24 protein-coding genes are annotated in these 24408 nt (G+C 59.6%); all 24 read right to left on the reverse strand.

The genetic code is table 11. The features are described from left to right. Positions 1-46: 46 nt before the first annotated feature. Complete coding sequence (gene excA / locus ACNY69_RS20485; protein ID WP_418799937.1) at positions 47-709, reverse strand: plasmid IncI1-type surface exclusion protein ExcA; 663 nt, start codon at positions 707-709, stop codon at positions 47-49. Between the two features lie 66 nt (positions 710-775). Further along, positions 776-2917, reverse strand: a complete 2142-nt coding sequence (locus ACNY69_RS20490) for a DotA/TraY family protein (RefSeq protein ID WP_418799940.1) — start codon at positions 2915-2917, stop codon at positions 776-778. Between the two features lie 76 nt (positions 2918-2993). Further along, complete coding sequence (locus tag ACNY69_RS20495; RefSeq protein WP_418799943.1) at positions 2994-3287, reverse strand: hypothetical protein; 294 nt, start codon at positions 3285-3287, stop codon at positions 2994-2996. Between the two features lie 74 nt (positions 3288-3361). Next, positions 3362-3565, reverse strand: coding sequence for an Hha/YmoA family nucleoid-associated regulatory protein (locus tag ACNY69_RS20500; RefSeq protein WP_128086743.1), 204 nt, complete (start codon positions 3563-3565; stop codon positions 3362-3364). Between the two features lie 65 nt (positions 3566-3630). Next, the gene (locus tag ACNY69_RS20505; protein WP_418799946.1) at positions 3631-4053 is read right to left on the reverse strand and encodes a hypothetical protein; all 423 of its coding nucleotides are present in this window, start codon (positions 4051-4053) and stop codon (positions 3631-3633) included. A 164-nt stretch (positions 4054-4217) separates the two neighbouring features. Next, positions 4218-4790 (reverse strand): conjugal transfer protein TraX, encoded by a 573-nt coding sequence (gene traX, locus ACNY69_RS20510; RefSeq protein WP_140916801.1) that lies wholly within the window; start codon positions 4788-4790, stop codon positions 4218-4220. Next, positions 4777-5547 carry a prepilin peptidase-dependent protein gene (locus tag ACNY69_RS20515; protein ID WP_418799949.1) on the reverse strand — a complete coding sequence of 257 codons (771 nt, stop codon included), beginning with the start codon at positions 5545-5547 and terminating at the stop codon, positions 4777-4779. The genes traX and ACNY69_RS20515 overlap by 14 nt, the downstream gene beginning before the upstream one ends. A gap of 16 nt (positions 5548-5563) precedes the next feature. Beyond that, the gene (traW, locus tag ACNY69_RS20520; protein WP_418799952.1) at positions 5564-6796 is read right to left on the reverse strand and encodes a conjugal transfer protein TraW; all 1233 of its coding nucleotides are present in this window, start codon (positions 6794-6796) and stop codon (positions 5564-5566) included. An 18-nt stretch (positions 6797-6814) separates the two neighbouring features. Next, entirely contained in the window at positions 6815-9865 is a 3051-nt protein-coding gene (locus tag ACNY69_RS20525; RefSeq protein ID WP_418799955.1) for an ATP-binding protein, read from the reverse strand. Then, positions 9837-10460, reverse strand: a complete 624-nt coding sequence (locus ACNY69_RS20530) for a conjugal transfer protein (protein ID WP_418799958.1) — start codon at positions 10458-10460, stop codon at positions 9837-9839. The genes ACNY69_RS20525 and ACNY69_RS20530 overlap by 29 nt, the downstream gene beginning before the upstream one ends. A 76-nt stretch (positions 10461-10536) precedes the next feature. Continuing rightward, positions 10537-10923, reverse strand: coding sequence for a DUF6750 family protein (locus ACNY69_RS20535; RefSeq protein WP_418799960.1), 387 nt, complete (start codon positions 10921-10923; stop codon positions 10537-10539). Positions 10924-10997: 74 nt separating this feature from the next. Beyond that, the gene (traQ, locus tag ACNY69_RS20540) at positions 10998-11537 is read right to left on the reverse strand and encodes a conjugal transfer protein TraQ (protein WP_418799963.1); all 540 of its coding nucleotides are present in this window, start codon (positions 11535-11537) and stop codon (positions 10998-11000) included. Between the two features lie 9 nt (positions 11538-11546). Then, positions 11547-12287 (reverse strand): conjugal transfer protein TraP, encoded by a 741-nt coding sequence (gene traP, locus ACNY69_RS20545; protein WP_418799966.1) that lies wholly within the window; start codon positions 12285-12287, stop codon positions 11547-11549. Next, positions 12280-13587 (reverse strand): conjugal transfer protein TraO, encoded by a 1308-nt coding sequence (gene traO / locus ACNY69_RS20550; RefSeq protein WP_418799969.1) that lies wholly within the window; start codon positions 13585-13587, stop codon positions 12280-12282. The genes traP and traO overlap by 8 nt, the downstream gene beginning before the upstream one ends. A 2-nt stretch (positions 13588-13589) precedes the next feature. Continuing rightward, on the reverse strand, positions 13590-14582 hold the full coding sequence (locus ACNY69_RS20555; protein WP_418799972.1) for a DotH/IcmK family type IV secretion protein: 993 nt from the start codon (positions 14580-14582) through the stop codon (positions 13590-13592). Between the two features lie 4 nt (positions 14583-14586). Further along, positions 14587-15279, reverse strand: coding sequence for a DotI/IcmL/TraM family protein (locus tag ACNY69_RS20560; protein WP_418799975.1), 693 nt, complete (start codon positions 15277-15279; stop codon positions 14587-14589). Between the two features lie 9 nt (positions 15280-15288). Further along, positions 15289-15639 carry a conjugal transfer protein gene (locus ACNY69_RS20565; RefSeq protein WP_418799978.1) on the reverse strand — a complete coding sequence of 117 codons (351 nt, stop codon included), beginning with the start codon at positions 15637-15639 and terminating at the stop codon, positions 15289-15291. Between the two features lie 22 nt (positions 15640-15661). Next, the gene (locus ACNY69_RS20570) at positions 15662-19429 is read right to left on the reverse strand and encodes an LPD7 domain-containing protein (protein WP_418799980.1); all 3768 of its coding nucleotides are present in this window, start codon (positions 19427-19429) and stop codon (positions 15662-15664) included. A gap of 30 nt (positions 19430-19459) precedes the next feature. After that, entirely contained in the window at positions 19460-19750 is a 291-nt protein-coding gene (locus ACNY69_RS20575) for a conjugal transfer protein (RefSeq protein ID WP_418799983.1), read from the reverse strand. Further along, positions 19747-20913, reverse strand: a complete 1167-nt coding sequence (gene traJ / locus ACNY69_RS20580) for a plasmid transfer ATPase TraJ (RefSeq protein WP_418799986.1) — start codon at positions 20911-20913, stop codon at positions 19747-19749. Before traJ ends, ACNY69_RS20575 begins: the two co-directional genes overlap by 4 nt. Continuing rightward, entirely contained in the window at positions 20913-21737 is an 825-nt protein-coding gene (locus ACNY69_RS20585) for a type IV secretory system conjugative DNA transfer family protein (RefSeq protein WP_418799989.1), read from the reverse strand. The genes traJ and ACNY69_RS20585 overlap by 1 nt, the downstream gene beginning before the upstream one ends. Continuing rightward, positions 21737-22231 carry a DotD/TraH family lipoprotein gene (locus tag ACNY69_RS20590; RefSeq protein WP_418799991.1) on the reverse strand — a complete coding sequence of 165 codons (495 nt, stop codon included), beginning with the start codon at positions 22229-22231 and terminating at the stop codon, positions 21737-21739. Before ACNY69_RS20590 ends, ACNY69_RS20585 begins: the two co-directional genes overlap by 1 nt. Positions 22232-22344: 113 nt before the next feature. Further along, positions 22345-23739: a shufflon system plasmid conjugative transfer pilus tip adhesin PilV gene (gene pilV / locus ACNY69_RS20595; protein WP_418799994.1), complete on the reverse strand. Its 1395-nt coding sequence runs from the start codon at positions 23737-23739 to the stop codon at positions 22345-22347. Beyond that, a complete protein-coding gene (locus tag ACNY69_RS20600; protein WP_418799996.1) occupies positions 23739-24392 on the reverse strand; it encodes a prepilin peptidase in 654 nt (217 codons plus the stop codon). Before ACNY69_RS20600 ends, pilV begins: the two co-directional genes overlap by 1 nt. Positions 24393-24408 lie beyond the last annotated feature (16 nt).

The following is a 24408-nucleotide window of genomic DNA, read 5'->3' on the forward strand; positions in this document are numbered from 1 at the left end:
GCGCGGGGCCGGTGTCAGAGAAAATGCGTCAGGATGTCAGAGTGGATCAGTTGACCTGCGGGACCACCACGTTGTGTTCAAACTCAACAAAGCGGCTCTGGATACCCACGTGCAGCGGCCAGGGCTCATTAGGGAACGATTCCGGGTAGCTGTTATGGCTCATCGCACCCAGCGTACTAAAGAGCTCTTTCGCCACGGTAGGGTGAGCATTAATACTCAACACCGGCACATCAGGATTTTTAGTATTGATCCGTAGCGTATTGCCCTCCAGCTCGCGTTCCTTCCAGTCACGCATGGTGAGGCCAATTACATCAACAAGGCCCTTTTTGACCATGTGGATGTACAGAATATTGCCAGATTTAATATCAATACCCAGGTATTTACCCTGACCTGCATCCAGTACCTGATGCTGCTTGTTCGGGCTAAAACGTGCATCACTGGTAAGTAGTGCAACCATTTTTAAAAGCTTCTGACGCTTGTCTGCAATAACAAATCTTCTATACCCTAATGGCACTAAAATAGATATCCACATTAGTGATAACAGAAAGTAGTCAGTCGCATATAAATTGTGTGAAGAACTACCCATGAAGACAATAAGAGTCAGTGCTGCAGTTATTAACGCGCAGGGTAGATAAATAAAGTAATACACAGTTTTTATTAAAGCCCAGCTGAAATCCAACCCTGTCTCAGTTCTTTGTAGAGTTTTCATGGCATCCTCCTGCTGTAATTCCTCTGATTAAATTATACGCTTAACTGTAATTAACACCAGGTGTAATTACTTAACTCCGTCTTTATTATCAGGCATTTCCGGGTTAGTGACTTTCTGCAGCCCTGGCGTTCTTCTGGCACCTCCGCCCGTCGCTGCAAACATGCCTTTAACGTCATCAACCAGCCCGCCCATGATGCCGGCCATCCCCGCGCCACCCAGAAACGTGATGACATAATCTGCCAGCGTGGCCTGCAGCCCGAATACACGGGTTACGCCAAAGGTCGCTATGCGCGCATAAATCAGAAGCCATCCAACCAATTTAAATAGCCCCATTAGCGAGTCAGCATTTGCATTGGCCAGTGCCGTTCCAAACAGGAGGTTAAGTAGTGTTCCGCCTGCCATAACTGCAACCGATGCAAAGAAGAACCCGAGCACCATCAGAGAGGGACGCAGCATCATATCGATCAGGAAGATATAGCCATACGCACTGCGGCTTCCCTTATCCTCTTCAGCCCCCAGATGAGTTGCAGACCACATCGGCCCCGCAGCACAGCCCACCATGACGCTAACCAGCCAGTTAAATACCCCCACCATCCAGTACAGGAACGGTACTGCAGGCAGAAACACCGCCAGTGAGAAACCTACGGCAAGTAAGAGCAACAACAGGAAATAAACCGCCGGTGAAAGTTGAGCCAGGACATCTTTAGCTGCCGCAGTCACGTTAATGAATGGCATCAGCCTGCCGACGGTCCCGAGGATGGAGTTATCCGCCGAAGAAGCGGCAGCATAAACGAGGGTATAAGTGGTCAATACGCCTTCGGTTGCCCATAACGTATAGTCACCAATTGTCTGCATTTTTATTAAAGGGTTAACCTGATTTGAAAAATTGGCTTCAGTTCCAACCCTTCCAGTTGCTAATGCATTTGTTAAACGCTGAACTGGACTTCTAAATAAACCGACAAATATGGCATCAGGATCAACTGCGCTTGAAGCAGCTCCATCATCTTTAGCCGTCTGTGTGCCGAGCGGTGCCGTGTATGTACTATTCTGAACCTGTGAACGATATGCCGCAAAGACCTGATGATAAAGATCGCCGGTTCCCGTTTCGCCGTGAAGACTGCTGCCTGACGTCACCGGAGCCGCATTGGCCACCTCATTCGTTTTGCTGTTGGCCGTCGCAAACGTATTGTACCAGGCACCCAGCGAAATCCAGCCGTAGGTTTTAAGCTGCGTTGTCAGCTGGCTTTGCAGTGAGTCTTTGTAGTTCAGCTGGTTCAGGGCGTTATTCACCGTGGTTTCATACGCGGCCGCCGCGTTCTGAATGCTGGTTTCAGGATCAGCCAGCGTGCCGCTGTCCTGGTCACGCCGGCTGAGATAGCTGGCGACGTAAGCCTGTGCGGCCGCATCGAGCGTAGACTGCATGGTGTCCAGTGCGCCCCGTGACGCCGAGGTGACACCTGCCGTATTTACCGCTGACCCGAACAGGCTGTCCATCACACCGGTTGAAGGCTCCGGAATGCGGGCACTTCCGCACAAAGCACTGCCGTTACCGGTGGTGTAGTCGCCGTTCCCGCCCTTCGTCTGCATCAGCGCCGTGCGTGCCTGACCGTCCTGATAAAGCGAGGAAAGCTCGCTGTTTGTCGCGTACTTACACAGGTTCATCTCAAACACGGCGCGCGCCGCCGATCGCGTGGAGGGTGCGGTGGGCTGCACGACCAGTGACATGCCGCTGCTTATCATGTCGGCCGCCTTGTCGGTAAACAGGTTGGCACTGCCGATGCCCATGGTCGATGCCGCCCACAACATCACCAGCTGCGACAGCGACCAGCCTGATGCCGTTGGGATGAGCGTAATAAAGCCGGCAAAGCTCATTACCGGGTGCAGCATGGACCGGCCAGCGCTGAAGACCTTGCCATCCTGTCCGCCTTTAAACAGGGTTTTCAGCGTAACGATGAGGAACCACACCAGCGCCACCGCGCATAGTACGCCGTTTAGTAGCGCAAACAGCGAGCCGATAAGTGTCGCCTGCCCGGGCTGAAAGGGTGTGAGCACCACGTCGCCGAAAATCATCACCAGCGCCTGCCGGGACAGGTCACCGGTCTTGCTGGCGGCATCGCTGATGGTCTGGTAGTCCACGCTGTCGGCAAAGGCCGGGCAGGACGCGGCGCACAGCAATGCTGCCGCCTGAATTTTAGTCAGTAGCTTCATGGTTTACCTGCAGGTCAGATCCTGACCGGATAGGAAGGAGTGAATACCGCCTGTGCGGCCATACAAGGGGGGTAAATCAGCGGCCGCAGCGGAGTGCGGCGGCGTCCCGCAGGATAAGGTTTAGATGGTGCCTGAATATGTCAGACGCACTGCAGATCAGGCTGATAACAATGACAGCCGCAGTCAGCGGAAGCACCAGCGCGCATGCGGTGCCGATTAATACCAGGTAAATCAGGATAACCCAGCCCGTGGCGGGTAAACTTCCGGCGAAAGCGGCCTCCATCAGGGGCTCTGCCTGCGACCGGCACAGGCAGAGCAGAAGCACGATACCGCCTACCCGGGCGATGAATCTCAGTGCGTTAATCAGCATGATATGTATTCCTGGACGTGCCGGCGCTTACCGGCTGGGGGACATCCGTCCGCTAAGGACGGCGTCAGAAAGGGTTACTTCACAAAATGCCACACGTGCTGCGGTACGCGATCGAATAGTTTACCCGTGGCGAGTTCCGCCTTGCGGTGGTCATACGCCTGCGTCATCACAAATTCTTCAGCAGGATCGCCGGTATAACTCAGGTGCTCATAAAGCTTTTCGAGTGTGTCCGGATTATGAATACGGCGGAATTTATACAGCCAGTCAGTTCGTGTCATTACAGTCTCGGTATCAGAAGGCAGCGAAGGCGGGCAGTACCGGCACATGCCCGCAGACAGGTGCTTTACCGCTGTTTAAGAGGAACAGCCTGGTAGCGCTGCAGGAACTGCGTAACGGCCGCGGGCTCAAACATCAGCCGGCCATTACACGATTTAACAGCCACCGGAACCGGAATGCCCTTCAGGGTTTTACCGGTGGTGGCCGCCTGCCAGAGTGCCAGCGGGGCAATACCTGCCTGCTCAGCAAAAGCTTCAACGGACATCAGCGGCTCACCGGATGACGGCGCAGGCGGTTCGGGTTTACGGGCCTGCCAGCGCTGCGAAAATGCGATGGCTTCGGACTGGTTGAACATCACGGCGGCACCGCGTACCTGACGCCGTGCCGGAAGCGGCAGACCGTCAAGCTGGCCGGTCGTACGTACGGCATGCAGCAGATCGCCGGGCCTGAGCCCGAGCATGCCGGCAAAAACATCCAGTCGGATATACATAGATTGCCTCTTTCTGGTGTAAGTAAGGCGCTCCTTCGCGTGCCCCGGACCTGATGGTTCCGGTGGCTAAGAATATTCCTGGCAGGTTTGTGTAGCCCTAGCCCCGCAGACCGCAATGCTGATGTACCTGACCACACCGCGGCACAGTGACGCTCAGCGTTCTGTCAGAAAAGGCCGCCGCTCAGCACCTGACGGCACCAGCGCGTCTCCTGCAGGTAGGCCTGAAAACTCCCCCCTTCTGACGCCGATACCCGCCTCTGTGAGAGCTGCCACAGGCGGTAGCTCACCGCCAGCGCCTGCACGAAGCCGGTTACCGCGAGCAGCAGGAGCACAACCATCACGCAGCCTACGCGCAGCCAGCCGGTGCCGCTGATGCTGCTGCCTGCGGCGATCAGCATCAGCATAAAACCCATGACCGGCAGGCCTGTCAGCCACATCAGCCCCCACCAGATCCAGCGGCTGACGCGCAGGTTGCGCGCAAGACGCTCAGGCGTAAGGCCGCTGTCCTGAACCGCCTGTGACCAGTCTGCGGGGCGGTAGTCTCCTGCCCCGCGCCCGGCCGTCACCTCCCGGATGCGCTGCCACAGGCGCGACACGTTGCGCCCGGCATGACGCGTCCAGCTCGACACTTCCCATGCCGGCAGGAAAATATTCAGCGCAATCCAGCCAGCACGCTTCGGGGTAATGTGCGCTTTTTTTTCGCCCTTATCCGGGGTACCTGATTCAGAAGGTTTCACGGGCACCTCCTTCTTCAGCCCTGACGGGCTCTGCGAGTGAGAATTTAACGTTATGAAGCGACGCCATGGACTGCAGTGCATGCAGCAGAAAGCCGTACACCGACGTCAGCTCGTCGCTTTCCATGCAGCGGATGTCCGGCGTCAGAAAGATGACCTGCGCCGGGCGCAGCCGCAGCGTACTGAGGCGGAACCCGGGTGCGCCGGTGAACGTCTCTGCCACGTGCGGGTGGTGAAAAATGGTCATGCGGCTGGAGATGGCCAGCACCGATTCGCTTGCCCCTTCACGCGTCAGCAGCGCGCGTGCCGACTGCAGAGCAAGATGATACGGATACTGGCGGCTCCAGCGGGTTATCGCCCCCCAGAGGTCATCGGCCCAGAGCTGGCCGGCCAGTGCGCCGAGTCCGGAGGACTGACCGTTAAAATGTCCGGTATCGCTGGCAAAGGTCATAACGCAGGTCATAAGGCGGCGCGTCAGGTCAGTGTGGGTCGCGGGCGGAAACAGCGCGGCGGCCAGCGCCGCGGCACCGTCCGCGGCGTGAACATGTCGCAGCGCAGCCAGTGCGTCCCAGACGTCGCCCTCCTGCGTCTGGCCGGGCGCCAGCCGCCAGGACTGCCACACGTTTCGGCAATGCGGTGCCTGCCAGAACTCGTCCCACAGGGCACCACAGGGGTCGTTTACCAGCACCGGACCGGCACCCGCGTCTAGCAGGGAAAAAAGTGCGCCGGCGTCCGGCGCGAAACTCTCAATTGTTGTCATGTTCTCTCCGGAAGGATTACTGTGCGCTGACGCCGGCGCTCATCTGCGCCGACAGCGACTGCAGCTGCGGGGCGTACTCATTTTTTGCGGCCAGCGCCAGCTGCTGGCCACTGATGATATTGGCCTGTCGCAGCTCATTTTTGATGCCGAGCGCCAGCCAGTTGGCCAGACTCTGCTGACGCGCCATTTCACGTGCCAGGTTGTCACCGTCCATGGCCTGCAGGTCGGTGACCCACGCGGTATTGGCGTAACGGCGCCCGACCTCAAACGCTTCAAACTCCCGCTCGCTCATGGTCCCGGTCTGCTTCGCCTGCGCTGATGCAGTCTGCTGGAAATAGCTTTCAGCCGACGGCGCCTGCCGTGCCTCGGTGAGTGCGGCCTGCGTGGCGTCCTGCGGCTGGCTCGCCGCCACCATGTCGAGCTGCGGCTGCATTGCGGCGCTCTGCATCGCCTTATATTGTGTCAGCAGGCCCTGATACTCCTGACCGGTTGCAGTCTGTATTTCGCCCTTACCCGGCGTGCGCCCGGCGTCAAGCTTTGCTGAGTTACTGAGGTAAGCCATGGCCGCGTCTGTCTGCGCCTGAGTAAAGGTCAGCTCAGGTGCTTTTCCCGCTTCGCCCGCGCCGTCATAGAGTGATCGCGCTTCGGTGTCACCGCCCGGCAGGGCTGAGACACCCGGGCACAGACCCGTGCCTCCGTACAGCTTCGCCTCTTCCGCCGTACAGTAGGCAGCGTGAATCAGTGCACTGCGGTAGCCGCCCTGTCGCTGGGAAACGGGCAGGCTTGCCAGCGTTTCACGCACGTTGGCGCTTGATACGCCACCTCCGCCGGCAAGCCGCGATGCTGACGCCCGGGTTGCCTGGCTCACCTGCGCAGCGGTGCCCGAGGCCGACTCGCTGCAGATGGCGTCAGGTACGGTGTAGGACGCCCGCGCCTTCTCCAGCCGGTCCGTCTGGCGGTTAAAGTTCTCCGCCTCGCGCTGGGTGCGTGCCGCCTCGGTGATGGCCGTGGTGATTTTGTCACCTGACTGCACCACCGCCGTACCGGTTTCCTTTTCGGCTGAGAGGATTTCAGCCAGCGTGGCCTGCATGGTCTGTAGCGCCGGCGCAACCTTTGTTGTGATAGGAATACTGTCTATCACTTCAACGGTATAAGCCTGAACGTTGGGCGCCAGCGCCGCCAGCGCCGCCAGCACGCAGGCGGCAAGCAGGCGGCGCCCCGCGGGGCGCCGCACTGTGGATAGTTGCATATCAGTACTCCTGAAGGGTTAGAGGTCGTAGCCCTGTTGATCGATAAGCTCGGTGGCAAGCGCCCGGATGACGCTCTCCCCGCCCGTTTCGCCGGCAGTGCGGCGGCGGTGCTCAATGACTTTTTCGGCGCTGCCGTTGGGGAAAAAGCGGCCGAGAATGCGACGGGATGTTTCGGCACCCACGTCCTTCTCAAGCGTGCGGCGCAGCGACATGTCCACCGGCGTGGTGCTGTGGCCCCACAGCTCCTCCGGGCCCACCGTGTTTTTCATGATGTGGGCAATGGTGCTGCCACCCTTAATGCGGAAGATGCCGAGAAACGGTACGCCGCTGCCATCGGCGGACGGGCCGCTGCCCATGCGTTCAAAACGGTCTAGCGTGACATCCGGCACCTTAAAACGCTCTTTAAGCAGTTTGCGGTCTTCCGGGTCCACGCCGACCATATAAACGTTATTCGCTGACTGGCGCAGCGCGTCAGGCATATCGCGGAAGTACTGTGAGGACAGCACGGTACGTACGCCAAACTTACGCTCCTCACGGTTATCGGTTTCAAGCATCGGGAAGATAAAGGGCACGCCTTTGGCGTTGTGGATCTCGTCGTACTGTTTGGTTTTGACCTCCTCATCCAGCTGCTGTACGCGTGCGCGGTGTATCGCATGCCAGCGCTTATCCAGCGCAGGAAAGAGCTCATCCTGATACTGAGGCAGCACAAAATCGCCGCCGGCGATGTGTCCGGCGAACAGGTACATCATGCCGGTCTGCAGATAGCCCGCCGCTGACTTGTCACCAGCGACATACTGAATGTCGACCGTGATGACGCGTGCCTTCGGGCTTATCATGAAGCGCGTACGTCCGGCAAACATGCGGTACTGCGCACAGGCGTCGCGCAGGCAGCGGGCGATATATTCAATAAGCGGCTCGCTGCTACCATCGCGCTGAATGCCGCCGTACATACTCCTGTAATCCTGGCTGAGCAGCCGGGGGGCCATGTCTGCGAGCTCCGGCACCGACTGAAACTGCGCCCGCTGTGCCTCCACCGTATGGCCGGCGTCCTGCAGCAGGTCACGCACCTCATACCAGGTGGGGTTATCTTTATATTCCGGGTGTGCTTCCCAGATGCCGGCATCCTGCAATGCCGCGTCGACATCCGGTACAAGCCCCGGCTCGTAGCGGCGCGGCTCCTCCCGGCAGGCCTTGAACGAATCGCTGATAAGCCTGCGCAGAATCATTGGCGTATCACGTCCGTTAGGCGGTAGACCTGTTTCAGGTTCAATACAGAGCGCAGACAAAGCATTCTGCATAAACGCAGACTCGTAACTCAGCGGCGCGTTCAGGCCTAGCTGGATATCGAACAGGTTACGACAGTGATCGGCGTCGTTGCGCAGGATAATACTCAGCACCTCGTCCTGACGTTCCGGCGGCAGCCCCGCGCGCAGTATTGATACCATCCCTGTCGAACTAAACCCTTTATCTATGCCCGCGAAAAAAGGCAGCTGCTTCTGCGCGCTCATCGCGAGGATAATAGGCTGACGGTTGATCAGTACTGATTTACCGCCGCCGGATTCGCCCGCTACGATGGTGGTTTTCTTGGTCTGATTGGATGCCGACAGCGCTACCGGCATCAGTCTGCCGTCGGGCGAGATGAATATCGCATTACCCTCCTCATTCCACGATGTCGTGGGTCGCGTAAGCGGCATCAGATTCAGCGCCTCGGACAGTGGCGGATACATCAGGCACGGGCCGCTGGACGCAGAGGACGCCGTGAGCGTGGCCACCCATGCTTTCACCGGGTCACCAAAGGTCTGGGTCACGCCGCAGATCCCCCAGGAGGTCAGCGCCTGCTGCAGCAGCGTAAGGTTGCGGGTCACAGTCTCCGGTGAATCCCCCCAGGTTGCGGCAGTGATGGTCATTACGCACACCGGCTCATGCATTTCACGCTCGGCCAGCAGCGAGACTGATTGAAAAATCGGCTTAAGACCCGGCACCCATTCGGTAAAGCTCAGTACCGCCTGTTTGCCGCCCAGCCGGCGCATGCCGCCCGGCATCAGGTCCTTACGGATACGAAACGGCACGCTCCGCGGAATCAGCTCGCGCAATTTTGCAAAACTCTGCGGATTCTGCGGCCCCAGGTTCACCGCCACCGCACCGTGCCATACACCGTTAATTTTCAGCAGATTATTGCGAATTTCATCGACGCAGGTGCCCATTACCTGGAATTTCAGCCAGGGCGCAAGAACAGCAGTGGCATCTGCCCCCTGACGCACCCCACGCGGAATGATACGGTCATCGGGCAGCAGTGGCTGCCAGGCAGAGCCGGTGCCGGGGTCAATCTGCATGCGCAGAATACGGCCCGCCTCATGCGCATCTATGCGGCGCATCAGCACGCCCTTACCGCTGTCACCCAGCGCGCGCTCAACCTGCGAGAGAAATGCGTCATGACGGATTTTAAGTCCCGTCAATTCAGTAAGCAGGGGGTTCTGCCCGAACGCTGCCGCGGGGCTGCTCTTCACAAGTCCGCTGAGCCGCGCATTTTCGTCACGCAGTTCATGTCCGGCCAGTACCCCCCTGCCGGTATAGCACACAAGCCAGGTTCGCTCGCGGTTCACCCATGGCTTAAGTTTCTGTACCTGTTCGTCAAGCAGGTACTGCAGTTTCATCCCGGTACGCTTCAGGGACTGATACTGCGGGATTAGCAGTCGCCTGATTTCTTCCGCACCACCGGCAGGATCACACTCGTGCACGATGCTGATACGGTGTCCCGTGTAGCGATAGTGCGCGGTCAGCGTCTCGGTCATACGCTGCAGACGCCCCTGCCATGCATCATCATGCTCAGCAGTCAGCGTTTCGTCTGATTCGCGGTAGCTGCCAGATATTTCAGACACTGAGAGGTAATCGCCATTGTGTGTGACCATGATATAAGGCGCACTCAGCTCCGGGTGACGGATGCGGTCGTCTTCAGTCAGGCGCACCACGGTTTCAAGGTCGCAGTAATCCGGCAGATCGCGCGACACAGCAAAGCGCGTTGCGGCGGTGATGATCTCTTCAGTCCAGCGGATGAGGGGGTTGGGCATACAGGTCGCTCCGGGTATAGGTGGTCCAGGCCGGGGTATGCACGGCGCTTTCGGCGGTGCGCCCCATCGGCAGCAGCAGGGTCAGGTCGCTGAATACATCAGCGGGCAGTATGAGCACGCAGCCTTCCAGCCGTTGCTGCAGGCGTTTTCGCTTAAGCGGAGGCAGCCGCGAAAAGGCTGTGGCAAACTCCGGTGCGCGGGAGGTGCCCCACTCGCCCTCTACCTCACGTGCGTGGCGGGCGAGCCAGTTCCAGACCCTCCGTGACTCTTTACGCACCGCTTTGATTTCGCTGTGCAGCCCGATAAGAACACGGCGCTGCAGGTTGAGGAGGTCAGCCGGCTGCGCATCGGGCAGCCAGGCAAGGTGCCCGTGAGCAGCCGTGGGGCTGTCAAGATTGAAGGTCAGCCAGCACAGCGTGCAGAGCGGGTGTGCGTCCGGCCCCTGCCAGAGGCGCTGAGCGCGCGTACCGCAGCAGCGGCACGGTGTACCGGGATCAACAGGAACCGGCTTAGGGGGTGATTCCTCACCGCTGACGTCCGGAATGAGCGGCAACAGTGAACCCGCCGCCGAAACCGGGGCGTGATTAGGATTCATAGTAATACCCTGTCGGGAATGAAAAATCAGAGGGGATAATGTGTAAGAATGCCGCCCCGAAGGGCGGCCGGAGAAATCAACTGACCGATACAGGCGTAAGGCCCACCTGCGTCATACCGCGTTTGATAATCTCAGTGATACCAATAGCCAGTAATCCGCCACCGATGGCGAGAGCTATCATCCAGGGCCGGATCTGCGGGTTGTTCTTCATGGCCTTAATGGAAAGAAGCCCACCGGCCACGGAGAAGAACCCCAGTACCTGAATAATCGTAATTCCACTTGTCTGAATAGACTTTGCACCTTCAGCTCCGCTTTTAGCTATATCAGCCAGGTCACCGTCTGCCATCGCGACGGGTGAGATAAGCGCGGCCCAGGCATACACGCCGCGAAGAGTGAGCTGACGCAGGCTTTCAGACAGCATAAGGGCGCGGACAAAGGCCGCGCGGTAAAGGCGAGTAAGCATGGTATTTTCCTTTATATGATGGCCGGATGGCCGGTTGAATTCGTCCGTGCGGACGTATTGCTGAATGGCCTGCGTCAGAGCAGGCCGAGGGTTTTCTGTAAGGCGTCAAGCAGGTAGGGGTTACACACGAACATCACGCCGATAATAAATTTCACGGTTCCGCTGTTAACGTCATTTCCGGCCGTCAGGCCGGAATGGCCATCTTTGCGGGACCGACGCCACAGCAGGACGCCGGAGAGGACGAACCACACGCCAATCATGCGCAGCAGGCTCAGCAGGGCATTGGCAGCGACTGCCCCCTGCCCGAATGTGCCCTGGTCAACGTAACTGATGGCGTCAAAGGAAACCTGCCAACCTACCTGACGCGCGCCCGCACCTATAAGCTGATCCAGTCCCACCAGGCAGCCGCACAGCAGTACCCAAGCCACCACCGCGCCGCCGCTCGCCGACTGGCCTGGTGCCTTACGGGCCAGCCAGGACTGTCGGGCAAGAAACCCGCCCGCGCCCAGCACGCCGAACAGCGAACCCAGCGTCAGGGCCAGTGATATGAACGAGCTCTGCAGTCCGGAGGCCAGGTTAGACAGCATCTGAATGCCGTCAAGAGAACTTCCCATGACGCCTCCCTAGCGAAGCACGCCGGCACTGGTCATGACGCTGCGCTCCGTCAGGCTGATATCGCGTACGGTCACATTACCCAGGCGGTCACCAGGCTGAACGGCATAGGTTCTGCCCTGCCAGCTTACCCATGCCATGCCGTCCTGAAGGCTTTCCAGCCGCATACCAGCCAGTGCAGAGCGCGTACTTTTACGTCCTGCGACAGTCCCGGGCGCTTCTGCAGCAGGCCGGACGGCCAGCACGGTCACCAGATTGCCCAGCCGTACATTCTCCTGCGCCACGCCGTCAAGCTGCTGCTGCAGGGCGGCTAATGCCTTCGTCTGGGCCCGCACAGTGTCAGACAGGCGCGTAATGGCCTCGCGATTGGCCGCCTCAAACTCTTTTCCCTCCTGAATCATTGAGACAAGGTCATCCGGTACGCTGCCGGCGGTTGATGCTGTGCTGACCGCTGCAGGAACACTGAGGCCGCCTGTCTGTAGCGCCGCCGGCGCTGAAGCAGCAGGTGACTGAATGGCCTGCAGACCGGCATCCTGACCAAACGCCCGCTGGCTTGCCTCCTGTGACGAAGATGCGGGCCAGAACAGGTACCATGCCATACCACCCAGTACCAGAATGATAACCATAACCCAGGGCAGGGAATAACCCAGCAGCACCGGGCGCGTCAGCAGGTTCTGTTTTTTCGTGACGGGCGGTGACGCGGCCGGGGCCACCGGCGCAGTTTCTGCTGGCTGCGGTTCGAATTCATTCACGGGCGTTTCCTCTCTGTTCGGCGGCACGGATGCGCGCCTGCGTTTCCGCGCGCAGGTCTGCGGCGGTCGGTGTCGGGTTGCTGCTCAGTGCGTCAGATGGCCTGCCGCTGCCGGATGAGGGCGTCATACCCTGCGGTGATTCAGCATCGGTGCTGTACACGCCGCGCATAAACTGGATGGCCACTACCTCTCCATTCTTTACCGTCACGGTGCGGTCCGGCAGACGGGCTGCATCACTGGTCAGTACCTGTGCCGCCTGCTCTGCCGTACCACCGGCAATAACCCCGGCGATTGCCGTGCCATCCGGTGTGGACGGCCGTGTGGTAACGGTATTAAAACCATTACTCAGCAGCTGGGTATTGGCCTGCGCGTAAAGCTGACCGGCCGCGCCAATTCCCTTAAAGAATGAGGGCAGCACGATACGGCGAATGTAGTGATGATCAACGTCAGTCGCGATGTTTGCCACGAGCGTGTCGTCCTGCAGTGCGTACGCATCTACGCGGTAGTTCTGGCCGTTCAGCGCCATGGTGGTGAAATGAATAATCACGCCATCGCCGGACAGCTTCGCTCCTTCAGGTGCCTGCAGCACCGCGCCCGCATACTGGCCCGTGGTAATGCGGCCCAGCACTGGCGTGGTGCCGTTGTCAGAGTTCACCCCGGTGTAAATCTCACCCGGTCCGCGCCAGTAAGGTGCCACCACGATTGCGGCCGGCGGTGCGTTGCCGGCGTCCTGCCTCCTGCGTGCAGCAGCCTGCTGAACGTAGCTGCCCGGCTGAGAGTCACGCCAGGCTGCCCAGCCACTTTCCTTCCCACCCAGCAGTTGAGCCGTCGGCAGGTCACCGGCTTGCGGCTCCGCCTGCATCTTTGCCAGCAGCATACCTAGCGACTTTGCACGCGCCTCCGTGAGGGCTTTTTCCTGCTCCGGCGTGCGTCCGCTGGCCTGCTGTTGGCGGGGAGGCGCAGCCGCCGCGACCGGCGTCACCGCGGTAACAGGCTTTGGCGTGACCACGTCCTGCTGCAGCGGAACGCTGGCAATAAAACTCGTGTTCCGGGCTGCAGCAGCCCGCGCACCCTCTGCGTTGCTTTCACGCAGTCGCTCACGGTAATCCTGCTGTTCCGGTGCGTTTACCTGAACGCTGCTGCCCACCTGAGTCAGATTAACGCGGGAGGTCTCCGGTGCTGGCGCAGCAAAGTAGCTGTACAGCGTATAGCCCCCGCCCACGACCGCCACTGCGCCGGCGGCTATCAGACCCATCATCAGGCGGATATTACTGCCGCCGGTATTCTGTTGATCGCTCATGTTTACTCCAGGGCAATGCTGAGGGCTTCGGTCCGCCCGTCAACGGAGAAGGCCACGCGCGGCGTCAGCGGCAGCTTCCACAGGTGGGTGCCATCTGCAGAGGAAAGCGTGGTGTCAAACTCATCGCGGATGTCCGCACGCGAGCGGATATAGAGGTCATCCCCCTGCTGCCACACCGCCGTATCCGGCACGCTGCCGGTTGTCTTCAGGCGCTTTGCGCCCGAAGGCGGCACACCATCCAGAAACGCCTGCAGCACGTCATCATGCAGCCCGATCCGCGACGGACCCGGCGCGTCGGGCGCGGCGCCCGGTCCGCGACGGGGGATCCGCAGGTCAAGACGCGCATCCACCGTCCAGGTCTTTCTGGCGGTGTCCGCTTCGCCGCTCATCACGCTTATCTGCAGCGGCACCGGCAGCCCATCAAGGCCCACGGTCACCAGCGTGTTCACGAAGTCACGTTTTGCAGTGATGACCATAAAGGACATGCCGGGAAGCCACTTGACCTCAATATCCGGGGAGCCCGAAACCGGGTCACCGAGGATTTTCCAGGGCGCGCCCGTGCTGTCAATAAAGCTCACCGTGGCGGGCCAGTTTACGGCGGTGCGCACCAGCGGCAAGCTCGCGCCCGGCTGCAGGCTTACGGTCTGCGCACTGATGCGTGGCACCGCCGTGATACCCGGCGTGGCCAGCGCCCGGTTCTGCTCGGTCTGCTGAGCCCGCAGCTGGCGTATTTCATCCGGCGTCAGCGGCGAAATGGTCGCCTCCGCCTGGTCGTACGCGACCGACGCGGGCGGCGGCAATGCCTGTCCGGGCAGCGGTCCTGACTGCCCGGCGGAGGTTCCCGCAGCCTGCCCGGCAGCCGGCGAGCCGCCTGTCGTTGCCGTGGTGCGCCAGTTGCCGTCCGTTCCTGCTGCCGGGGTGGTTCCCGCAGACGTGGCGGCGCCCGCGCTGCCGCACAGCGCTAGCCACAGGGCCAGCGTGCGAAAGTTGCTCATAGGATTATCCTGCGTTGTTGGTGATGGTCTGCGTGACCTCAAGACCGCGCGGCTTGAGACGCGGGTCAGCCTGCTGGATGCGCAGAGTGAAGATGTAGCGCAGCGGCGGGGTGCTGCTGTTCTGACCCTGCAGTTTCATTGTGACGGGGTACTGGAACTCCCATGTGTAGCGGTCGCCAATCACGCCCCGGCGGGTGATGACGCCAGGCTCTGAGGAGTTAGTCAGGTTCATGCGCTTGTCTTTAATCAGTGACAGGATATTGGAGCCGGTTGTCAGTGCCTGGTTGTAGCCGACAAAGCCTTCCTCGGAGAAATTCGGCGACACCGCGGTCATCTGGTCGCGGTAGTGTACGAAGTCCAGCGTAAACGCCTGACTGATGGTGTCAGCACCGAACTGACGCACGTCGCTTTCGCTCCAGACAGGCTTGTCCGTTGCGTAGACGGGCGTGATTCGCCCGCGCTCCGTGGCAAAATATTCCTGCGGCTTGTTTACGTAGAGGTAAAGAAGCACGCCTGCGACGATACTCAGTATCACATTCAGGATAAGGCTCCAGCCCAGTTTCTTCAGGCAGCTGCGCGCGAACTCCGCGCCCAGCGACCGTTCATGCTGGGCATGAACCGCGTGTTGATAAACCTCAGGTTCAGTCAGGGTCACTGCCGCCATCCCGGGCGGCGCAGCGGATTCGGGGTTTTGCATGAGGGTTCCTTACAGGCCGTATGACTGCCACGGATCGATACTGGTCGGCAGATTGCTGTTGATTTTGTCCGTCAGCGCCCCGCAAACCTTCTCTGAAGCCTTATTCATGATGTCCTGCAGGCTCGGCAGGTTAGGAAGACTGATGGAAATATTGCGGATACCGGACAGGCAGTTCTGCAGCTGATCCGAAGTCTGGCTTTCACGTGCAGACCACGCATCATTTGCCTTTTTCGCAGCGTTGTAGCCCGCCTCACTGCCGGCCTGCGCAGCAGTACCGGCACGGCAGGTCGCGGCATCTGCACCGGAAACGATGCAGCAGAAAAAGACCGCCACAAGGGCGGTCGATGTTTTCAGTTTCATGTGAAATCTCCGGAGGGATCGATTACTGGGCCGGCCGCGGCGGCGTAGCCGGTACTGCCTGTGGTGCTGCTGCCGGCTGCTCCTTTACCCAGCCGGACTCTGCCTTGTAGCGTTCGTCGTAGCCAAGTCGGGCATGAAGTGCGGCGGGTACATCAGCTGGCACATCAAGCTTAGCAATGCGTGGCTGCGCATCGCCCGTCAGCCGCACCACAACATGCTCACGCGAAACCGGCTGGCCGTTGGAGCGGTTAATTCCGTTGCCGCTGCCGACAGGCTGTGCCCCTTCAGGCGTCAGAAGGTTCACCACCATCGGCGGTGCCTCCGCACTGCCGGGCAGGCTGACCAGCACGTGCTGGTAAATACCGTTCTGCCGCACCACGCCCTGCAGATAATCACCATCGCCTTGCACCAGAAGCAGGTCCGGCTGGCCATCTTTACCCCATGACGACATGACGGGAACGCCGGCACGATCGTTGTGAGCTGGCCGTGGTGCAGATAATGGATCGCCGGGCTGAGTGCTGCCCTGCCCGTCAGGCTTCAGCCAGTAAAGCCCGTCGGCTGGTTTTGGCGGGGCGTCAATGCTGATCCCGAGACGGCTGACCAGCGTATGCTGGATCTGCGTGTAGCGGTTTACATCCACGGCTGCCAGCGGCACCAGGTCATCAGCGCCAGTCTGAACGCGCGTGCCGCCTGCTGGCGACAGAGACCACCGGTTCCGGTGCGTGTTCTCATTTTCATAATGTGTGACCACGCCCTCTGCATTTTTCTTTGGCACCTTAACGGTCACCGGCTGTTTACCCTGCCACTGCAGCGTGACCATACGCCCTGTTTTCAGATTCGCTTCGCGCAGCAGGCCAGCGAGCTCCTTACCCCAGAACGTCTGCGGCCCTTCCTTAGTGCGCAGCGTAATAAAGGTGCTTTCACCCTCTCCAGGTTCAAACCGGAATGGCGCCTGCCCGAAGGCAGTGACTTTACCGGTGACCGGCTCCCGGGCTTTTTCTGCCGGCGTATGAACCGCCGGAGATATTTTCGGCGCAGCCGCGACGGGGGCCTGAGCAGCGTGCTGCGGCGCTGATGGCATTACAGGTGAAACAGTCTGAACGGGTACGTCTGCCGGAGGGGTCTGCGCAGCTGGCTGCGCGAACGGTGCCTCACTGGCCCGAGGCGGCGACTGGTCACCATGCACGGCATCAGCCGGAGCCGCCGGACTGACGGGCTGACCCGCGGCGCGGCGTGCCTCAGTCAGGGCCAGCTGCTGGCTGGCATTTTTCATGCTGACTTTAAGATCGTTTGCAACGATAAGCCCGATAGCAAAGGCCTTAAACTCGTCACTGCCGGTGAGTTCTATTTTACCGTGATAGTGCTCAGCAGCCGTCAGCAGCGCGGCCAGCACTTTTTCCTCGTGCGAACTTGCGCCTTCCGCCATGACAAGGCGGTTAGCGCGGTCAACAAATGCAGGTTCACCATCGAGCATGAAAAGTACACTTTTGCCGTCAGGATGCTTCTCATGCGTTATGCGACTGATCAGCTTATCCAGATCGACACGATTGCGGTCTGTCTCCTGCGGTTTATCTTCATCCTGTGGCGTCAGCCGCGGTGAGCCCACCAGGATGGCGTTCTCCTCACCAAAGGCCGACGTCAGAGGTGAAGTGGACGATGCAGGACGCTTATCCAGCTCCGCGCGCAATTCGGCTTCCAGCATTTCACTTTCTTCAGAGGGTACACGCGCGTTTTCCGTATCATTTGACTGAGCCCACATTTCAGTCAGGCCCATACGCTCGTTAACGAGGGAGCCCAACTGCTGAGTCAGTACATCGGTATCCAGTATCTCTGCTTCATTCCTGAGTGCGCGCAGACGTCCGGCAATGTCTCTGAAGTCACTGCTGAAGCCCACCGCAGTCGTTACTGCAGGTCCATCAGCGCCGGCCGGACTCTCCGGATTTTCCTGTTTCCTGCCTGCCTCAATCAGGCGGAGAGTTTCGCCCATCCCTGTATTCAACTCAGCGGCCACACGGGCCACGCTCAGTCCTGACAGAGACAGTGCCAGAGCCCGTGCTGCCTCGGTGCTTTCCGGTACGATTATCGGCTGCGGGGCATCAGCAGCAGCTGTGTCCGGAACAGGTTCAGGAGTAGTGTCAGAAGATGGGGTGATGATGACCACGGCCGGTTCCGCATCTGCAACTGAGGGAACATTATCTTTAACCTGTAGCTGAGTTTCACCGGCTGGCAAAGGTACGGGCTGCGTTGCTGCCGGCCCGGATGACAGTGACACGTCTGACTCTGGAGCCTGCTGTGTAGCAGCCGGAGCCGCAGGCAAGACATCAGCAACGGCGTCCGGAACATCAGCTGCAGCGGGTTCCGACGATGAAGCTGGCGCTGCTGTGTCAGGCGCAGCTTCAGGCTGCTGCGCTTTCAGGATGCGGTAAACGCTGGTCTGCCCGATACCGAGCTCCTTAGCAATCTGTGCGGGCGTAAGCCCCTCATCGCGGAGCCTCAGAATGTCATCCGTTTTCTCTTTTGCTGCTCCGGGACGGCGTGAGGGGCCGGCATCAGGTACGGCGTCCGGGGACGCGGCGGGAAGGTTGTCCGGCGCAAGCTGTGCGTTGTCAGGAGTGGCCATAACGGTTTCCTTGTAGTTAAGCCCGGAGAGGGCTTCGTTAAGTCGGGGGCTAAGGTCGGCGCGCAGCGCTTCGATTCCGCGTGACTGATGAACATCGTTAAAATCGGTCATTTCGGCGCGCCGTTCATCGGCGGTCAGTGCCGGTATCAGCACCGCACCGCCGGTATTCCGGGCGGCCTGTTCGGCCATCACCCTGCCGGTATTGACGGGTTTATGATGATCATCATCAGCCATGAACAGGTGCGGGCTGTCGGGATAGCCCGCCCTGAGCGCGTCCGCCACGTTGAGCATGTTGCCTGCATCCACCGTCATCACGACCGGCAGTCCGGTGGCCATGCTGAGACTTTTTGCTGTGGCGTATCCTTCGGCGTACAGAACGGGCTCGCCGTTACGAAGCTCCCCGCCAACGACCTTGAAGTTGCCGGCCTTGGGCGCCTCTTTGAAAAGGTATTTCTCCCCGTCTGGCGGGATGTACTGCAGAGTGCGAAAGTCCCCGGCCACATTCTGCAGCGGCACGACCAGCGCACCGTTTCGCGTCTGGCGGATATCTTCGTCCGCCGTGACACCCTTACGCATAAAGTAGGCGTGCTGTGGATCGGCCGGAGGCAGACTGTCATACAAAGCTTTTGCCCGGGCAGTCTGGCGCATGTGCGTCGCGGCCAGTACGCGCGCGGAGTCATCGCGTGCCTGTCGGGCAACAGCCTGCATGTGAAGACGTGCAACGGGGTCGGATTCCCCGCCGGTGGCTTTCCACTTCGTAATGTCCTTGTGCGTTTTGGCGGTCCAGTAGTTAATAAACCAGCCGCCCGGCTTGCTGCCATTGAGAAAGCCGCGATAGACGCCGTCCCCGTTGCCACGGGGTCCATCGGTCACTGACACGCGATGAATTTCACCGTCCATCACCGGCAGGCCATCAATGATCAGGCCGGCATCCGTCAGTGCATCCAGAAACTCAGTCTCCGGATCGCCCCCGCCGCTGCGCCTGCCCGGGTCGGGCAGCCAGGCCTGCAGCCGGCTGAGGTCGGCACCGGGACGGGCATACCAGAGCTTGTCTTTAGCGCTCCACGTTATGGCATTTCCGCCGTCCGGATGCGTGCCGGCGTCGGCGCGCGCGGCACCGCGCTGGTCCGGCATAACCGCAAGCCACACCGGATAGTCCGCTGTTTTCATAAAACCTCCTGTGACGCTGTGTCAGGACGGCTATTCACCGTCGGTAAACCGGCGGTACCACCACGGGCGGCCGCTCAGGCTTTTGCCGCGCGCAACGCGTGCCACGCGCGTGATAAGTTCGGTAAAGCCCCAGCCAAACATCTTCAGTAAGCGGAATACGGCGATAATGCCGCTCACGACGTAGAGGGTGTTCATACAGGGAAAACGGAACCAAAAGAGATAAAGCAGAAACACCCAGGCGGGGATGCCCACGAAGTCCAGAGGGCTTCCGGCACGCCGCCAGAAGCCTGGCGGATAATCCTCTTTTCTGAACGCACTCACGCGGTGCCCTCCTCAAACTCCCGGCGCTGGCGCGGTGACATCACTACGGCCAGCTCGGATTCCGGAATACGGCCAGCGCGGTACAACTGCCAGGCCTGGTCGACGATGCGGCGCTTTTCCAGCCGGATAATTTCGTTAATATGCCGCCCCCACTGCGACCATGGCAGCTCAGCAAGCTTTTCACGCAGGTAATAGTCAAAGAGGATGAATTCACGCACTGCGATTCTCTTACCATCGGTTGTTCGCAGCAGTGTCTGCACCACCACGTACTGCAGCACGCCCAGCAGCGACCACGCCATGGCATCGCGGCTCTCGTGCGGAAATTCATTGATGAGGCGCGGGAACGCTTCGCCGGGCGAGTCAATGTGCGTTGTGGAAAGCAGCAGATGGCCGAGCTGTCCGGCAAGGATGCCAGCACTGATAGTCTCCAGGTCGCGCATCTCTCCCACGCCCATAACAGATGGCGCCCGTCGCAGGTCTGCGCGGATGCCTGTCGCGAAATCGGGAATGTCCTTACCTATCTGCGACTGCAGCGGCTTGAGCACGTCGTCAGGACGCCCCAGGACGAACTCAATCGGGTCTTCCTTGGTGGTGACCTTACGGTCGGGGTCAGTGTCCAGACAGTACCGGTAAGTCGAGGCCAGTGAGGTACTCTTACCTGAACCCGTAATGCCGCCCCACAGTCCCATGCCCTTTGGCGGCAGAAGATTAGCCATCAGCTCCGGCTCCAGCCCCAAGCTTTCCAGCTGCGGGATATCGGAGGGAATAACCCGCAGCGTCCAGGCAATAGTGCTGTCCTGGCGCCCCGCCGTACCCTGCAGCAGGTTTACGCGAAAGCGGATACGCTCGCCGCGCTTCAGTCCCCAGCGGCCATTCATGTCCCCATCGAGTTGCATCGCGCGATCAACTGAAACGCCGCCACGCACCTGAGGACGGAGCTCCGGGGTAAATACCTCATCCATGAGTTTGGCCATCGTGTCGTCGGCCACGATGAACGGGCTCGCCCTGAGAAGGCGGCCATAGCGGCCCACCACGAAATGGTTGTCCCCCTGCAGGTGAATATCGCTCACGTTGTTATGCGCGCACCACACCATAAAACTGCGCAGCGTGTCAGCATTGAGACCGCCGCTAAAGTCGAACAACTCCAGGTCTGAAGATGTCATCAGCGCTTCTCCGTGTTGATAACAGGCTTCCACTTCGCTTTGTCAGTAACGAAGCCTGCGCGGGATTCCAGACGGCGCTCACGATCGCCGGTGGTGAGCTTATTGCTGTCGCCGGTGACCGTCTGCTGACGCTCGGTGACCACTGGCGCGGTGATGAGATTCTGCCGGCGCAGCAGCACATACTGCAGCATGCCGTTATAGTCACGCGTCAGGCGGTTAACATTGGCTTCCAGCGTTTCGTCGGCGCTCTGCCGTCCCTCTGCCCAGCCTTCATTGACGGCTGCCTGCCAGATATCACGCTGCACGCCGTTCTCCGGGATGAGGCCACCTTCAGGCTCATCCGGTGGCACGGTGCTGAGTCCGGCCATCAGCCAGCCGCGCCACGTCGGCGGGTTACTGACGAAGCGTTCAGGCTGGACGATTTCGTAAACATGGCTCGCGGTGCGTATCTGGTCGGGCGTGACATGCGCCACGTCCACCGCCTCGGTGATGACCGGCGGCAGCCAGCCGCGAGCGCTGATAAGCGGACGAAAGTCATAGGTGGCGTCCAGCTGTTTTGCGCGGGCCTCCAGGTCACGGCGAAGCTCCCACGCGCGTTGCGCCTTACCGCCGCGAAAACCGGTGGTGCGCCCGCCTTCGGTCAGCATCTGCCGGCGGTTATCGGACACGTCAGACGTGTCGCGCTTCTGCGGCGACAGATAGGCTTCCGGCCCGGGAGGCGGTGCACCGTCGGGCCCGGCAACCGGTGCTGTCTTTGAGGCGTGAAATCCCGTGCAACCAGCCAGAAGCGCGGGCAGCAGCAGGATGCAGAATCGGGCTTTCATCAGCGGCCCCCTTTTTTATGGCGGGCCGCTTCAGAAGGAAGTGATGGCATAAACTGCAGCACCATCTGACCGGGATACGTCACCAGCTCCGCGCGCCAGGCAGTCTGCATCTGAATGATGCGCAGCAGGTTTGCATAAGTGATGCTCTGCACATCAATGTCGAGCGGGAGCGGCAGTCGCACGCCGGTATAGCTGAACGTCAGCCCACGGGCGCGGGCCAGCGTACTGAGTAACTCTATCGCGTCGCCGTTCCAGCTAAGCGTAATACGATCGCTGTCGGCCCGGATCGTAGTAACAGGTAGCGATGTGGCACCGTTCATATCTCCTTCAAGCCACAGTTGTTGCAACTGGAGATCAACCCGGTTTTTTGCATAAGCAGCCGGATAAGGTTGTTCCGCTTGCTTAACATCTCTGCCATTGTAATTACCGGTAGCGGACTGACAGCCAGACAGCATTAATGCGCCCAGGAAGGCTGAGAAAATTGATAATTTCATATTAATTCCGGAGAGGTTAGATTTGCGCAGGGCGCATTCGCTGTAGTAATACTCAGCGGCAGTGCGGGAATGAAATCAGTCAGGGGGCAGGATCAATACATCAGCTGACCGGTTTACTCACAGATGGCATAACTTGTTGAGCGAATCATCTGTTCTTTTGTTGAATCGCAATAAGCCATCCAGGACGCGTCACCTGATGGAATTGATGTTACGAGCCACACGGTTCCCTGATTGGTAATGCTTTCGCAGTTTCCTCCGCCGCCCACAACTTTTTTTGGTGCCGGACACGTTGCTGTTGCCGCCGAAAATCGCTTGGTTATGGTTGACGCTGAGACTATATCTTTCGAAGTAACTGAGCTTTGCCAGATACCCGACTGGCAGGCCAAAAGTGCACCCGATGCGTCATGGCTTATGGCCCCCAGCTCTCCACAGCCCGCGCCTACGGTGTTCACCTGATCCTGTCTCAGGACTCCACCTGCAGAAACATCGCCGTCGGATCGCAAACTTCCGGCCCTCATCTGTCCACCGGTGTAAATATTTTTGTTATTTACCGACCTCACCCAATCATTGTCGGACATATAAAATCCGCCGCCGTGGGACTCATTAAGCCAGCCTTTATCTCCACGCGTAATTATCCATCCGTTATTGCTGCGGATATCGTTATTGGCATTTATTCCATTGTTAGCATTAACGTTATTTCCTGCATTAATATCGCCGTTAGCAATGACATTTCCATTGGCAGTTACCGAGCCTCCGGCAGTAACATTGCTGCCTGCAGATACCTGCCCATTGAAAGAACCTGTATTTGCATTCACCGTGCCGCCGTTACTAATATTGTTGCCGTTCATATCGATTGTTGTATGCATACGGTTCAGATCCGGGCGGCCATTGACCTGATAGCGATAAAGCCGGTCGCTTTCGTCCGCATCAGTTCCCAGCGCATCGGCGGAAAGGAATGCGGCCAGACGGCCCTGCTGCCCGCTCAGCCCGTAGTCACTGAGCCTCGCCTGCCAGCCACCATCCGCACCAACTGCCATGTTAGCGGGCCAGACGTAACCGCCCATGCCCTCGGTATCCGTCGCTATCTGACGCAAGCCTTTATAAGGAATTTCGCTGCCGCCGGTAGTCAGCACAAAGGCGACCAGCTGGCCTGCCTGTCCGGGGTCTCTGGCCACCGCCAGCTGATAAGTCTGGCCACTGTCATTTGTCAGCGAAAATCCGGCGGGCAGATAGCCCTGCGAGCGTAAGGTGGCGCCGGTAACTATGACCGGACCGCCAGCGACCTGCGTCAGCAGCTTGTCACGGTTATCGCGCACGTAGCGCTTGCCAGCCTGCGCCACAAAGCTCAGGTGAGAAGCCGTGCCGGTCCAGATCTTTTCCTGCTGCATGCCGGCATAGCGATCCATGGCACCCGGTGCGATAAAAAGGATGATGGCCATCACGATGCCGAGCTGAAGCAGCATGTTGCCGCGATGTACCGTCCGCGGCTTACGTTTCAGTAATTTCATCAGAGCACTCCCGCCAGTAATTGGGGAAAGAAAAGGCTTAAGCCGCACAGGTAACCAAACAGTGCCGGTGCAAATGGTTTTGATGTCTGGCGCGTCAGCGCGGCACACAAACAACACAGCAGCAGTCCGCCAGCGGCGGCGTAGCAAGCGCTCCGCCAGGGTAGCCAGGCACAAAGACCGGCCATCAGGTAAACATCACCCAGCCCCATACGTTCCTCATCCTGACGGAGGTTAGCCAGCCAGCGCACGGCACCGGAAAGTGCAAACGCTAACAGACTGGCCGACACTGCATCCTTAAGCGGCAGCACTGCATCAGGCAGCGCGGCAGACGTCAGCCCGCCGAGCCAGAACATCACCGTGTAGCGCATTGGCAGCCACTGGCAGCGAAGGTCTGTAAGAGTGAGCGGCACCGCCAGCACAAGCAGGGCGACACTCCTAAGTACGGAGCTGAAAGGCAAAGCCGGAGGAAGCGCCAGCAGCCAGCCGGCTGTAAGCAGGTATATCAGGAAAACCGGAGTCAGAAGCGGCCAGGTCAGGGACGGACCATCGTGCATCCGTAAAAAGCGGCTGGCCTGAAGTGCCTGCAGTGAAAACAGCCCAGCGCAGCAGGCAAGCCACACAGCAGTAGCCGGACCGTCTGTAAATGAATTCATGAATTATTCCGTGTAG

Origin of the sequence: Pantoea graminicola, assembly GCF_048452665.1 — a bacterium.
Taxonomy (GTDB): domain Bacteria; phylum Pseudomonadota; class Gammaproteobacteria; order Enterobacterales; family Enterobacteriaceae; genus Pantoea.

Bases quoted from the DNA above. Each gene is read 5' to 3' on its own strand.
- ACNY69_RS20600 (WP_418799996.1), bottom strand. From the start codon at position 24,392: ATGAATTCATTTACAGACGGTCCGGCTACTGCTGTGTGGCTTGCCTGC.
- ACNY69_RS20500 (WP_128086743.1), bottom strand. From the start codon at position 3,565: ATGACACGAACTGACTGGCTGTATAAATTCCGCCGTATTCATAATCCG.
- ACNY69_RS20555 (WP_418799972.1), bottom strand. From the start codon at position 14,582: ATGAGCAACTTTCGCACGCTGGCCCTGTGGCTAGCGCTGTGCGGCAGC.
- ACNY69_RS20565 (WP_418799978.1), bottom strand. From the start codon at position 15,639: ATGAAACTGAAAACATCGACCGCCCTTGTGGCGGTCTTTTTCTGCTGC.
- traJ (WP_418799986.1), bottom strand. From the start codon at position 20,913: ATGACATCTTCAGACCTGGAGTTGTTCGACTTTAGCGGCGGTCTCAAT.
- ACNY69_RS20495 (WP_418799943.1), bottom strand. From the start codon at position 3,287: ATGCTGATTAACGCACTGAGATTCATCGCCCGGGTAGGCGGTATCGTG.
- ACNY69_RS20535 (WP_418799960.1), bottom strand. From the start codon at position 10,923: ATGCTTACTCGCCTTTACCGCGCGGCCTTTGTCCGCGCCCTTATGCTG.
- ACNY69_RS20560 (WP_418799975.1), bottom strand. From the start codon at position 15,279: ATGCAAAACCCCGAATCCGCTGCGCCGCCCGGGATGGCGGCAGTGACC.
- traO (WP_418799969.1), bottom strand. From the start codon at position 13,587: ATGAGCGATCAACAGAATACCGGCGGCAGTAATATCCGCCTGATGATG.
- ACNY69_RS20590 (WP_418799991.1), bottom strand. From the start codon at position 22,231: ATGAAATTATCAATTTTCTCAGCCTTCCTGGGCGCATTAATGCTGTCT.
- ACNY69_RS20530 (WP_418799958.1), bottom strand. From the start codon at position 10,460: ATGAATCCTAATCACGCCCCGGTTTCGGCGGCGGGTTCACTGTTGCCG.
- ACNY69_RS20505 (WP_418799946.1), bottom strand. From the start codon at position 4,053: ATGTATATCCGACTGGATGTTTTTGCCGGCATGCTCGGGCTCAGGCCC.
- pilV (WP_418799994.1), bottom strand. From the start codon at position 23,739: ATGAAATTACTGAAACGTAAGCCGCGGACGGTACATCGCGGCAACATG.
- traQ (WP_418799963.1), bottom strand. From the start codon at position 11,537: ATGGGAAGTTCTCTTGACGGCATTCAGATGCTGTCTAACCTGGCCTCC.
- ACNY69_RS20490 (WP_418799940.1), bottom strand. From the start codon at position 2,917: ATGAAGCTACTGACTAAAATTCAGGCGGCAGCATTGCTGTGCGCCGCG.
- excA (WP_418799937.1), bottom strand. From the start codon at position 709: ATGAAAACTCTACAAAGAACTGAGACAGGGTTGGATTTCAGCTGGGCT.
- ACNY69_RS20570 (WP_418799980.1), bottom strand. From the start codon at position 19,429: ATGAAAACAGCGGACTATCCGGTGTGGCTTGCGGTTATGCCGGACCAG.
- ACNY69_RS20525 (WP_418799955.1), bottom strand. From the start codon at position 9,865: ATGCCCAACCCCCTCATCCGCTGGACTGAAGAGATCATCACCGCCGCA.
- ACNY69_RS20585 (WP_418799989.1), bottom strand. From the start codon at position 21,737: ATGAAAGCCCGATTCTGCATCCTGCTGCTGCCCGCGCTTCTGGCTGGT.
- ACNY69_RS20515 (WP_418799949.1), bottom strand. From the start codon at position 5,547: ATGACAACAATTGAGAGTTTCGCGCCGGACGCCGGCGCACTTTTTTCC.
- traW (WP_418799952.1), bottom strand. From the start codon at position 6,796: ATGCAACTATCCACAGTGCGGCGCCCCGCGGGGCGCCGCCTGCTTGCC.